General features: G+C 41.0%; 10 protein-coding genes. 5 read left to right on the plus strand and 5 right to left on the minus strand.

What is annotated here, in order from left to right; translation table 11 throughout:
* Positions 1-7 precede the first annotated feature (7 nt).
* From ACGE0T_RS13370 to ACGE0T_RS13380, 3 genes are all read right to left on the minus strand, one after another.
* Positions 8-1,318 carry a hypothetical protein gene (locus tag ACGE0T_RS13370; protein WP_459187123.1) on the minus strand — a complete coding sequence of 437 codons (1,311 nt, stop codon included), beginning with the start codon at positions 1,316-1,318 and terminating at the stop codon, positions 8-10.
* Between the two features lie 205 nt (positions 1,319-1,523).
* Positions 1,524-2,879, minus strand: a complete 1,356-nt coding sequence (locus ACGE0T_RS13375) for an MATE family efflux transporter (RefSeq protein ID WP_459187124.1) — start codon at positions 2,877-2,879, stop codon at positions 1,524-1,526.
* A 79-nt stretch (positions 2,880-2,958) separates the two neighbouring features.
* Positions 2,959-3,522, minus strand: a complete 564-nt coding sequence (locus tag ACGE0T_RS13380) for a Crp/Fnr family transcriptional regulator (protein WP_459187125.1) — start codon at positions 3,520-3,522, stop codon at positions 2,959-2,961.
* 94 nt (positions 3,523-3,616) lie between these two features.
* On the opposite strand from ACGE0T_RS13380, the gene yaaA reads away from it, so the two are divergent.
* Entirely contained in the window at positions 3,617-4,378 is a 762-nt protein-coding gene (gene yaaA / locus ACGE0T_RS13385) for a peroxide stress protein YaaA (protein WP_459187126.1), read from the plus strand.
* A 79-nt stretch (positions 4,379-4,457) separates the two neighbouring features.
* Here the strand turns inward: yaaA and ACGE0T_RS13390 are convergent, their stop codons facing one another.
* Both ACGE0T_RS13390 and ACGE0T_RS13395 read right to left on the minus strand, forming a co-directional pair.
* Entirely contained in the window at positions 4,458-5,873 is a 1,416-nt protein-coding gene (locus tag ACGE0T_RS13390; protein ID WP_459187127.1) for a DUF5723 family protein, read from the minus strand.
* 27 nt (positions 5,874-5,900) lie between these two features.
* Entirely contained in the window at positions 5,901-6,965 is a 1,065-nt protein-coding gene (locus ACGE0T_RS13395; RefSeq protein WP_459187128.1) for a DUF4621 domain-containing protein, read from the minus strand.
* A gap of 156 nt (positions 6,966-7,121) precedes the next feature.
* On the opposite strand from ACGE0T_RS13395, the gene ACGE0T_RS13400 reads away from it, so the two are divergent.
* The 4 genes from ACGE0T_RS13400 (at position 7,122) to xylE (ending at position 12,220) form a co-directional block, all read left to right on the plus strand.
* On the plus strand, positions 7,122-8,183 hold the full coding sequence (locus ACGE0T_RS13400) for a 6-bladed beta-propeller (protein ID WP_459187129.1): 1,062 nt from the start codon (positions 7,122-7,124) through the stop codon (positions 8,181-8,183).
* Between the two features lie 452 nt (positions 8,184-8,635).
* The gene (locus ACGE0T_RS13405) at positions 8,636-9,400 is read left to right on the plus strand and encodes an NUDIX hydrolase (RefSeq protein WP_459187130.1); all 765 of its coding nucleotides are present in this window, start codon (positions 8,636-8,638) and stop codon (positions 9,398-9,400) included.
* A 33-nt stretch (positions 9,401-9,433) separates the two neighbouring features.
* Positions 9,434-10,750: a xylose isomerase gene (xylA, locus tag ACGE0T_RS13410; RefSeq protein ID WP_459187131.1), complete on the plus strand. Its 1,317-nt coding sequence runs from the start codon at positions 9,434-9,436 to the stop codon at positions 10,748-10,750.
* A 21-nt stretch (positions 10,751-10,771) separates the two neighbouring features.
* Entirely contained in the window at positions 10,772-12,220 is a 1,449-nt protein-coding gene (gene xylE, locus ACGE0T_RS13415) for a D-xylose transporter XylE (RefSeq protein WP_459187132.1), read from the plus strand.
* Positions 12,221-12,696 lie beyond the last annotated feature (476 nt).

Genomic DNA, 12,696 nt, shown 5'->3' on the forward strand with positions numbered 1-12,696 from the left:
TATTTCATTACCTATGACGTCCACCGCCACCACCGCCACTAGAGCGGGTACCTGTACTGCTACCTCCACTAAAAGAGCCACTGGAACGGGTTCCACCTCCGGATGAAGAGCGATTAAAGCTTGAACCGCTACTTCTGGATGGTGATGTAAATGAATTACTACTACTTCTGCTCTCTGTTCCAAAACGAGATGAATTACTTGATCTGGAAGGAGTATATTGACGTTCGTAAGACCGTGAAGGAGCTGATGAACCAATACTATTTTCTCTCGAAATACGAGTACGTGAACCGGAAGAAACAGATGCACGAGTATTAGATGATGATATACGTCCTCCGTTAACACCTTCTATACGTGTCCTACCTGTACCTGTACCAGATGAGCGGTATGAAGAAGAGGTACGGTTTCCACTACTACGAGTTCCTAAAGATGTGGCACTTCCTGCCCTCGTTCCTGATGAGATTCTTGAACCTTCTGCATAAGAACGATATCCTCCGTTTCCACCACGCCAACCACTAGTTCTTGATCCGGCATAATTAGGTCTATAGGGATTATAATAATGGTTATGTCCCCAATAATGACCGCCGCCCCAGTAGCCGCCGCCCCAATAAGGACCTGGCCCCCACCAAGGATCATACCAGCCTGCATAGAAACCACCCCAGCCGAAGCCCCAACTCGGGCCATAATACCAGCGGGAATAAGTCCACCAAGGGCTGTAACGATACCACGGATCATACCAGTTATAATACCAAGGGTCATACCAACCGCCCCAACCCCAGTTGTTGCCGACATTGATATTAAAGCTTACATTGGTCCTACCATCCGAATAATCCGTATCATAACCATATCCATAGTAACCGTCACTCAGATATAAATCTACCTGGTCAGCACCGGCTATCGTTATTTTACTGGGCGAATGGTAACGGATAATACGCTCTGTATATTCCGTATCCGAACGACGCTTATCTGATGATTTTGCCGCAACCTTATTGTCATTCTTTGCCGCTATATCATCATTATATTCGGCAAGCACTTCACTGCTATCTTCTCTATAAGGTTCTTCCACCTCTACAGAAGAATAACGGCGATTATATTCATCCACATCCCGGCCATCAGTTGCCGAACGGGCTGAAGACGCAGATGCATATGTTACAGTCCGTGTTGCTTCCTGCTTAGGATGTATAACTTTCTCTTCTTTTTTTTCTTTCTTTTTGCTTTTACTGGAAGAGAAATATACATCATCGAAGAATTCCTCCTGGGCTGTTGCACCAAATGCAACCAGAAGCATGACTGTCAATGATATTAATTTCATGGGTTTCATATTCGTTTCTCCTCTAATTATATTCTATTGCTTAGACAAATTTATACGGCTAAGGTTTAAATACTCTTTCCGCCTGACTATATTATTTACAAATATAAGCGTTTACTATTAATCAACAATGATTTACATAGACTTTAACCATCTATAGTATTTAACGGCCCATAGCCTTTATTAATAAGATGCAACGGGAAATAGAAACGCTGCATTATTTTTTCAAAGACTTGCTTACCAGCCAAAGAGAAACGAATAGTGTACAAGTTTCCGCTATAGGTATATCAAACCAGATTGCTTCAATACCAAAGCATGCCGGTAAAACAAGAATACCTATTGAAACAAAAACCAAAGCCCTCAAAGCTGAAATAATAATTGAAATCTTTGCATTGCCGATAGCTGTAAAATAACTGGACGCCAATATATTTAATCCCATCAATAAAAAAGCAAAACAATAGATAGAAACCCCATACGATGCTATTTGTAAAGCCTGGGCATCATCATCTTTGAAAAATATCCCTATCACCTGCTCGCCAAAAAAATAAAGTAAAAGGAATAGCGACAGCCCAATAACCATATTAGTAAAAACAGCTATTTTCAATACGGCTCTAATCCTGTCTTTTTTATTAGCCCCGAAGTTATACCCGATAATTGGAATAATTCCATCCGATACACCCAGAAAAAAGGTTGTTCCTATAAATAGTGTGTAATTGATAGCCGTAAATGCAGCTACCCCATTCTCCCCTATATATTTCATCATTGTAAGATTGAACAGATAGACTGTAACAGCAACCGACAACTCCGACACACCTTCGGACGAACCATTATAAAAAGCCTGCCAAACTAACTTCCTGTCAAATTTTCCACGCTGAACTGCCACAACCCCCAAAGGATTAAATAAACGCGGAACATTTAATATGGCGCCTACTGTAAAGGCAATACCTGTAGACAAACCCGCACCTTTAACGCCCCAGCCCAATACACCGACCATACATATTGCCAAAACAATATTTATCACCACACTGGTTGCCATTACTGAAGTCGCATAAAGAGGATGGCCCATAGCTTTAATAACATAATCCCCCAGGAACATCACACAAAGAATCGGGTAAAAAGGAACCAAACTCTGTATATAAGCAACAGAATCGTTTATTAGCACATCATTTGCACCCAGTATCCATGCAATATCTTTGGCAAAAATAAAAATAAGCCCACTCACCAGTACTGATGATATTATCAGAAAGATAAAAAGAGAAGTCAATGCATTATTCGCCTTTTTCCGGTCGCGCTGCCCCAGGCTTATACTTATAATGGTCTGGCATCCGACACCAATTATAATGGCAAATGCTGTAAATAAGCTATAGCAGGGAAGAATCAGGTTTACACTTGCCAATGCATTTGCACCGACAAAATGTCCCAATACGACCCCATCGACAACAGACTGTAATCCGATAAAAAGCAAACCGGCCACACCGGGAAGGGCATACTTTACAAATAAATGAGGAATGGGTCCGTTCAACAATAATTTTTCCCTGTTAAGGTGGTAAGCCACACTTTTATTCTCCGTCATATTTTCTACCTTTTATTTTGAGGCACAAAAATAGGACATCCCGAACAGAATAAAGTTACCATAAGATAACTTCGAAAAGTTACTTAAAAGAAGAACGGATGCGGCTCAGCGATTGAGGAGTAATCTGTAAATAAGAAGCAATATGTTTCAGGGAAACCCGCTGAAACAAATCCGGATGGTCCTTCATTAAGGTTTCATATTGGGCACGTGCATCATTCCAACTATCATTTATAAAATAGTTCTCATATTCACGAAGATAATTATCCTGCAGTTTCCTCAGATAATTGCACAGACCAAGCGATTGCTCACAAAGGGCTTCCATTCGATCCGTATGAATACGAAGCAATACCGTATCCTCTATCATCTCGATATTATAGGCGGCAGTTTTCCGGTAAGAGCTATTTAATAATTCTCCGGCCGATGCAAACCATAAGGTAACATCCCGTGTCTCTCTTTCCACAAAAGCCCTGACTAATCCATTCAGTACAAACCATACATACGAATCATGATCTCCCTCCCTGACCAACCAATCCCCTTTCCGGAAAGAAACTTCTTCCAGTTCGCTTAAAAAGAGTTGTGCCGCTTCATCCGGAAAAGGATAAATCTGACGTTGCTGCTCTATAAAATCATCTAACATTTCCATAATTCATCTGCTAAACAGGTTCTAAAGATATTCTTTTTCCCCTGAATAATAAAATGATTATTTTTACAAACAAAATCTTATAATTACACGGACTATGCATATTATTATCTCTCCAGCCAAAACAATGGCAGGCACATCCAAAATAAAAGCACCCGCCGGGACAGTTCCTTTCTTCCGGAAAGAAGCCTCGGAAATCGCACTGAATATGGCACAATTCCCGATTGAAGAATTAGCCAGGACATTAAAACTCAGCCCTAAACTCGCGATTGAAATGTATCAGCGTTTTCAAGATTTTCATGCGGAAGAAAAGCCATTGCAAGCGCTTCTTGCCTATACTGGTGTTGTTTTTAAAAATATGAATCCCAAAGATTTTACAGCAGAGGATTTCCTCTTTGCACAGGAACACTTACGCATGGCATCTCCTTGCTACGGTTTTCTTCGTCCCCTCGACCTCATCAAGCCCTATAGAATGGAATATGATGTAAAACTGCCGGAACTGGAAGAAGGGAATATGTATAATTTCTGGCGTCCAAGACTCACACAGCCTTTTATCGATGAAATTAATGTTGACGACCAAACATTAATCAACCTGGCAAGTATGGATGTACAGCCCTCTTTCGACTGGAAAAGTATTGAACAGGCAATCCGTATCATTACTCCCGATTTCAGGGTATGGAAAAACGGAAAAGCAAATACGATTGTTATTTATGCAAAAATGGCTCGTGGACAAATGGTTCGCCATATCATCAAAAACAGAATAAGTGATCCTGAAGAATTAAAAGCTTTTACCTGGGAAGGATTTCATTATAAAGAAGATATGTCAGAAAAAGACAGGTGGGTATTTTTACAGGACTAAACAAAAAAGCGAATAAGGTTACAGTTCTATTACCGAACGCATTCTGTCGTCTGCGTTCGGTAATGTTTTCTATGGATTATCAATCACACATCATATTCCTCAACGGGACGCTTATTCCCATATAAAGGTTCACTGCACTTCCGCTTACCGGCAGGAACTGTGGCGTAACCTTTGTAAACATATAGTCGGAACCGATAAAGAAGTTAATCCATTTCGGAGTAAAGTTCAAAGCCAAGCCATAGGTCTTAAAATTACTATGAATAAAAGAATAACTGGCAGCAGCCTCAAACCAATATACAGGACGATAGCTAACAGAAGCGGTCAATTCCGAATAAGCCTTCGGCGTATAAAAACGTGTACTCGACAATAAACCGAATCCCAATTGATTATCTAATATCCGGTACTCAGCTCCTATATTGATTGTAGAACGTAAAGAAGTCGTATTCTTAACCGGATCTTTTTGAGTAAAATGGAATAATTGTTCCAGATTGCCTTTCATCGTATCAAACTGGTCGCTCATGCTGGGTTTACTGCCGTCCACTTTATCACCCAGAGCCAGGTCGAAGCCATCAAAATCGAATTGACCGTTTACTTCACCATAAATATTAGAACTCTTATTCCAGCTTATAAATCCCAGATCAAGCACTGATGCGGATAGCGTAAGATTATCAAGTAATTGATAAGTAGCACCCAAGTCGATACCCATACCGAAACCGCCCAATCCCGGCGAATCATATTGGAAACCGCTAATATACTGGCGTCCCTGATCATCATAACTGTTTTCAGCAGTTAAGCCTTTCACATTGGCACTCATTGTACCTTGCGAAGTAATTTTCCAGTTATTTTCATTCATCACGGCATGCAAATGGTCTATCTGCGCTTCCATTGTACCGGCACCAAACAACATTTTCAGTTTACCACCGACTGTCAATTTATCCGTAATAGGACGTGAATAACCGACTCCTGCTTCGACGTATGCTTCCGAATACGCTTTTATATTAGTAATATCGTAGGTAGTACCTGCTACCGTATTTCCCCGCTTTACAAATTCAAGCATGTTTTTAGGAACCCCGATACTTGCCAAACCTTTCACAGAGATATCCACAGAATAAAAACCTTTTCCTGCATACCAGCCACCGGATAATATCTGAGTACCGAAATCCGTATTCACCTGGTTACGGTCTTTCAAGCCACTCAAAAAAGATTCCGTATTCACAGATTTATCCATGAAAGTAACCAATCTGCCGTCTTTAGAAAACAAGATATTGTCCAATGCCACTCCATTGGTTGTATAAGCAGCATTTACCCCGCCCAATACAGGAATAGACACATATCCGCGTTCAGGTCTGAATGCCGGGTTCTGCGCCGTACGCAGCGGAGAGTTTTGCATAAAATAGGAAGTTCGCAATTGCTGGGCAGAAACAGATGTTCCGAGAAGTAAGCACAAACCGAAAGTCAGCAACCCTTTAGCTTGTCTGTTAAATATAGTGTTCATTTTGCTTCAGTATAATTAGTTTATAGATTAAATAGAGATACCACCTGTTTTCTTCAATTTAAGTTCAAGGGAAATTTTCTGGTTTGTTTTCAGCGCTTCAGGTTGCTCGCGGCCACTCAATTCCATAACAAACTGAATATCTTTTGCATTGACCATCTTGTACATATCTTCAGATTTAATCTCAAAAGAAAATTCATCGGTATTCCCTTTTATCTCTTGTTCAGGAAATACAATATCCAAAGGACGACCATAACGATCTACAATTTTCATGATAAGAGAAAGGTCGAAAGGCATTGTATTCGTTACAGTTCCGAATATGGTAGCAGTCCCACCGGAAAACAGATAATCGACAAATGATTCATCAAAAGCATCCTTCACATGTTCGGTAGTTACCGCTTGAAAACTTGCAGAAGGGACTAAAGGGATTTCCAATTCATAACCGATTGAAGAAATAGAAACAGTTTCTGTTGTACTCTTTTTCCCTAATAAATTTAATTCTATTGTCGACGGGATATTTTCTATTACTGTAGGAAGTTCTTTGCATCCTGCAAAAGTATAACCTTCTTTTACTGACGATTCATTCGGTCCGATCCATGCATTTGGTTTATCCTTCTCCAATACAAAATTTGCAGTTGCATTCCTTTCTCCTCCTACTATTATAAACCGGCAATCTATATCACCTTCAGTCAATTCACTATTTAACAGAATATGAGGATCAACCAGGCCTAAAACAAAACCTTCATCAAAAAGATCCTGTAAATCTTTCAAATCAACCGTTCCAAATGCAATCTGCTTATAATCATCGGTAAGAGGTATTCCTACATCCACACCGGGAACCGATTGCATGATATCCAACTCCTTTTCATACCGGGCTGTATAAGACCCATCCTCCTCTATTTTGATAGATGGAACTTTATACACCTTAATCACGTCGTCTACCTCAACAGAACCGGAACCCAAAGGAACTACCCATTCGTCCCCGATCGTTATATCGTCTGTATCCACTTTCGACAAATCATACTTGCTATCAACACACGCAGTGCAAAAAAACACAATTGCAAGTAGAGCTTGAAATAAAATTTTACCTCTCATAACCATAATACTTAATATTCAAAATATATTAAACGATGCAAAAGTAAATAAAAAAGATGATACTTTATTTTATATTTTCCGCTAAATTTGAAAATTCGTATATTATATCTAAGTAAATTCTTTACTTTACGTAAGAAAATCTTATTCTTTCAGGCTATGAAACGAAGTTGTATTTTTATCCTATTGTCCATATTAGTATTCTATTTAAAAGAAGGATATGAACTGGTAACGGCAGATGCTCCTGTTAAATGTGCCGTTACAGGCAACCTGTCTGATGTAGCCGAAGAGGTAACCGCCATTCCTTTGGAAACAAACCTTCACTGCCAACTCGGGCATGTCCACCGGATTAAACGGGATGGCAATCATTTATTTTTACTGAGCAAACGCCAGCTTTACCATTTCAGTTGTTCCGGAAAATTCATCAACCAAATTACTTATACCGGGCAATCCCACAAGAATAGTTTTACTGTATCCGACTATGTAGTAGACCCTATCCACAAACAGCTGATTGTAATGGATGACAAACTAAATGCGCACTATTTCAATTATGAAGGTGATTATTTAGGTAGAATCGATTTATCCAAACACCGCACTTGGAATTCTTTATTCAAATTATCCTATTACGATAATCACTTATATGCCACAGCAGAACGGCAAATACAACGGGAAGAAGCCGGCAACCGCTATTGCGTAGAACAATGGTTATATAAATTCGATACCACATTCAATGAAGTAGAGACACGCCGACTAACCAATGCCGAATTAGGGCGGTTCACCTTAGGACAAGCATTTGCCCCGGAAGTTGCCGTAGCCAATCAACAGGTTTATGTACAATCGCCGGCGGTACAACCGGATTTGCTGTTACGGGATACCTTATACCTGATAAACCAGAACAAACTGGATATCACTGACGACTATCCGTATATCCTTCCCATACGTATCAACAAACGTTTCCTAATCTCCACTCATTACAACGCACAAGCAGAAGAAAAAAGTTACACATTCTGTTTCGACCGTCTTAAAAACCGGGCATACAATGTAGCCGGCGGATTAACAGACAATTTCTACCGGACAGGCAATGTTCCCGAACTACAGCCGATGGATATAAACAGTACCTATTATTGCTACTGCAAAACTGGGAAAGAAGTGGAAGAATTATTTCCGGAGAGAACTACAGACAGCAACCCCGTCTTATTTATTATAAAACTGAAGGCGTAAACAGCGTTTCCAGTTAGTTTCAATCCAGTTTCAAATTTTGAAACTAAAAGTTTCAGCTGATGAAACTAAAAGTTCCACACTTTGAAACTTTTTGTTTCAGCCGTTGAAACTTTTATTACTATCTTAAAGATATTTGCCGAATAAGATAAATTAACAGACAGGGCTACCAAACAATACCCACCAGTCACTTTATCGTTCAAAATACAATAAGTCCCCTACTCCTGCCTTCTATGGAATAAGCCTCAATTAACGGCTAATAAAATATTTGAGGCATATCCGGCAGGTTCCTTTCGTTCCTTTCCCGAAAACATATTGTATACAATAAGATAAGACCTTTTTTCTTATTGTAAAACACAAGATATGTATACTTGTGAAAAACAATGCTTTAAAGCATACTCATTTCATTTATCCAAACAAAAAAACATCTGCATATTTGCAATAAAACCATCAATATGCAAGACAAACAGCAACAATTGCCACTGGCAAACAACCATATATCCGTAGACTGCGTAGTGGTTGGCTTCGATGGTGAACAGCTAAAAGTTCTACTGATAAACCGCGTCGGAGAAGAGAATGGCGAAATATTCCACGACAAGAAACTACCCGGAAGCCTTATTTATATGGATGAAGACCTGGACGAAGCCGCCCGTCGCGTATTATGCGAACTGACCGGCATCAAGAACCTGAACCTCATACAATTTAAAGCATTCGGTTCCAAAAACAGGACCAGCAATCCGAAAGATGTACACTGGCTGGAACGGGCCATGCAATCCAGAGTGGAACGGATAGTTACCATCGCCTACCTCTCGATGGTAAAAATAGATAGTACCCTCAATAAAAGCCTGGACGAACATCAGGCGTGTTGGGTAACACTGGGAGATATAAAAACTCTGGCATTCGACCATAATCTGATTATTAAAGAAGCCCTCATCCACATCCGGCAAATCGTGGAGTTCAACCCCTCCATGCTTTTCGAATTATTACCCCGGAAGTTCACGGCAGCACAGCTACGTATTCTTTTCGAGCTGATATACGATAAACCGGTGGATGTCCGCAACTTTCATAAAAAGATAGCCTCTATGGAATACGTGGTTCCACTGGAGGAAAAGCAAAAAGGCGTTGCCCACCGTGCAGCCCGCTACTATAAATTCGACAAGAAGCTATATAATAAGGTAAGGAACATGCCTATGCCCCTGAAAGAGGAAAACAAAATTTAAATCATATATTAACGACTAAAAAATAAAACGACTATGGCAACAAAAGAGTATTTTCCAGGAATAGGAAAGATTAAGTTTGAAGGAAAAGAGAGCAAGAACCCGATGGCATTCCGCTATTATGATGCAGAAAAAGTAATAGACGGGAAAAAGATGAAAGACTGGCTGAAATTCTCTATGGCATGGTGGCATACGCTTTGTGCCGAAGGTAGCGACCAGTTTGGCGGCGGTACTAAACAATTCCCCTGGAATGGAGACAACAACCCTATCCAAGCAGCCAAAAACAAAATGGATGCAGGTTTCGAATTCATGCAGAAAATAGGCATCGAATATTATTGCTTCCATGATGTAGACCTGATAGCCGAAGCTGCCACTATCGAAGAATATGAAGCAAACCTGAAAGAAATGGTTGCTTATGCCAAACAGAAACAGGCGGAAACAGGCATAAAACTATTATGGGGTACAGCTAACGTATTCAGCCATGCCCGTTATATGAACGGTGCGGCAACAAACCCAGACTTCGATGTTGTGGCACGTGCCGCCGTACAGATAAAAAATGCAATTGATGCAACCATCGAACTGGGCGGTCAGAACTATGTATTCTGGGGCGGACGCGAAGGTTATATGTCGCTACTGAATACCGACCAAAAACGCGAAAAAGACCATCTTGCACAAATGCTCGCAATGGCCAGAGACTATGCCCGTGCAAAAGGTTTCAAAGGAACTTTCCTGATTGAACCCAAACCCATGGAACCGACTAAACACCAGTACGACGTAGATACGGAAACCGTAATAGGCTTCCTGAAAGCACACGGACTGGACAAAGATTTCAAAGTGAATATCGAAGTGAACCATGCCACATTGGCTGGCCACACTTTCGAACACGAACTGGCTGTGGCTGTAGACAACAACATGCTGGGTTCCATCGATGCCAACCGCGGAGACTATCAGAACGGATGGGACACCGACCAGTTCCCTATCGATAACTTCGACCTTATCCAAGCCATGATGCAAGTAATCCGTAACGGAGGATTCGGCAACGGAGGCACGAACTTCGATGCTAAGACCCGCCGTAACTCTACCGACCTGGACGATATTTTCATTGCCCATATCGCCGGGATGGATGCCATAGCACGTGCGCTTGAAAACGCCTTTGCCCTTCTGAACGAATCGCCTTACAAGAAAATGCTCGCTGACCGCTATGCCTCTTTCGATTCCGGCAAAGGAAAAGAATTTGAAGAGGGCAAACTAACGCTGGAAGACATCGTTGCCTATGCCAAGGCAAACGGAGAGCCGAAGCAAATCAGCGGCAAACAGGAATTATACGAAGCGATAGTCAATATGTATTGTTAAATAAAGCCGGCTTCTACTACCATGAACAACACGAACGAAGGCAGCAAGCTCTATCTATACTCCATCACTTCCGTCGCTATTTTGGGCGGCTTGCTGTTTGGCTACGATACCGCAGTAATCTCCGGAGCAGAGAAAGGGCTTGAAGCCTTTTTCCTTACGGCAACAGATTTCCAGTACGACAAAGTGATGCACGGAATCACTTCTTCGAGCGCACTGATAGGGTGTGTCCTGGGAAGTCTTTTATCCGGTGTTTCGGCTTCCCGGTTGGGGCGCCGTAATTCACTGCGGTTGGCTGCCGTTCTCTTTTTTATCTCGGCAATCGGTTCGTATTACCCTGAGATGCTGTTTTTCGAATACGGCAAACCGGATATGGGACTGCTTATTGCTTTCAACCTGTACCGTATCATTGGCGGCATAGGGGTTGGACTTGCCTCTGCCGTTTGCCCGATGTATATTGCAGAAATAGCTCCTTCGAATATCCGAGGGACGCTGGTTTCCTGCAACCAGTTTGCTATTATATTCGGTATGCTGGTGGTCTACTTTGTTAATTTCCGGATTATGGGAAGCCATCAGAATCCGATTATCCTGAAAGATGCGGCGGGGCTACTGTCTGTCAGCCCGGATTCGGATATGTGGTCTGTGATGGAAGGATGGCGTTATATGTTTGTTTCGGAAGCTTATCCGGCTATATTGTTCGCCATATTGTTATTTTTCGTACCTAAAACTCCACGCTTCCTGGTAATGGTAAATCAGGACCAAAAAGCGTATGCTATTTTAGAGAAAGTAAACGGGGCATCCAAGGCAAAAGAGATATTAAGCGAAATCAAAGCCACAGCAACAGAAAAGACGGAGAAGTTGTTTACGTATGGTGTTACGGTTATCGTCATCGGCATTTTACTGTCGGTATTCCAGCAAGCCATCGGCATCAATGCCGTACTCTATTATGCACCGCGTATTTTTGAAAGTGCCGGAGCCGAAGGCGGCGGTATGATGCAAACGGTTATCATGGGGGTTGTAAATATCCTGTTTACACTGGTTGCAGTCTTTACCGTAGATAAATTCGGACGCAAGCCTTTATTGATTATCGGTTCCATCGGTATGGCATTAGGGGCTTTTGCTGTTGCCATATGCGACCAACTGGCTATCAAAGGGCTCGTCCCCGTATTGTCCGTTATCGTATATGCGGCTTTCTTTATGATGTCGTGGGGCCCGATATGCTGGGTGTTGATTGCCGAAATTTTCCCCAACACAATCCGTGGCAAGGCAATTGCCATCGCTGTTGCTTTCCAGTGGATATTCAATTATATCATTTCCTCCACCTTCCCTGCCCTGTACGATTTCAGCCCGATGTTCGCATATAGCCTCTATGGGGTAATTTGTGTACTGGCTGCTATCTTTGTCTGGCGCTGGGTGCCGGAGACGAAAGGCAAAACGCTGGAAGAGATGAGTAAACTATGGAGAAAAAAATAATAAAGAGAAACTCTCTTCTAATAAAAACAGGGAACTTCCTTTAAACCGGTTCCCTGTTTTTGTTTATCCTATTTCACAAAATGACCGAATATTTTTTCACTACAATAAGAACCACATCCTTCTCTCCTCACAAAATAATGCGGCAATAAAATATTCTACATGCCATTTTTTAAATGAATATCTAAAAAATAAATGCCAGTTCAATAAAGACTACGTTAAGATTTCACAAAGATATAAAGATATTACTACATATTAATACCATAATCCTTTGATTATTAAGACTTATTAGTTATAAAAAATCCCCAATTCCTGAGATTTTTTATAACTAATAAGTCTTAATAATCAAAGGATTATGGTATTAATATGTAGTAATATCTTTATATCTTTGTGAAATCTTAACGTAGTCTTTATTGAACTGCTAATTTTATTTTTTATAAACCATTCGATTGGATAGTTGTCAGACACGAATTGATTTT

Source organism: Parabacteroides sp. APC149_11_2_Y6 (assembly GCF_054506995.1).

Coding starts and splice junctions, on each gene's coding strand:
- ACGE0T_RS13400 (WP_459187129.1), top strand. CDS start 7,122: ATGAAACGAAGTTGTATTTTTATCCTATTGTCCATATTAGTATTCTAT.
- xylE (WP_459187132.1), top strand. CDS start 10,772: ATGAACAACACGAACGAAGGCAGCAAGCTCTATCTATACTCCATCACT.
- yaaA (WP_459187126.1), top strand. CDS start 3,617: ATGCATATTATTATCTCTCCAGCCAAAACAATGGCAGGCACATCCAAA.
- xylA (WP_459187131.1), top strand. CDS start 9,434: ATGGCAACAAAAGAGTATTTTCCAGGAATAGGAAAGATTAAGTTTGAA.
- ACGE0T_RS13375 (WP_459187124.1), bottom strand. CDS start 2,879: ATGACGGAGAATAAAAGTGTGGCTTACCACCTTAACAGGGAAAAATTA.
- ACGE0T_RS13370 (WP_459187123.1), bottom strand. CDS start 1,318: ATGAAACCCATGAAATTAATATCATTGACAGTCATGCTTCTGGTTGCA.
- ACGE0T_RS13380 (WP_459187125.1), bottom strand. CDS start 3,522: ATGGAAATGTTAGATGATTTTATAGAGCAGCAACGTCAGATTTATCCT.
- ACGE0T_RS13405 (WP_459187130.1), top strand. CDS start 8,636: ATGCAAGACAAACAGCAACAATTGCCACTGGCAAACAACCATATATCC.
- ACGE0T_RS13390 (WP_459187127.1), bottom strand. CDS start 5,873: ATGAACACTATATTTAACAGACAAGCTAAAGGGTTGCTGACTTTCGGT.
- ACGE0T_RS13395 (WP_459187128.1), bottom strand. CDS start 6,965: ATGAGAGGTAAAATTTTATTTCAAGCTCTACTTGCAATTGTGTTTTTT.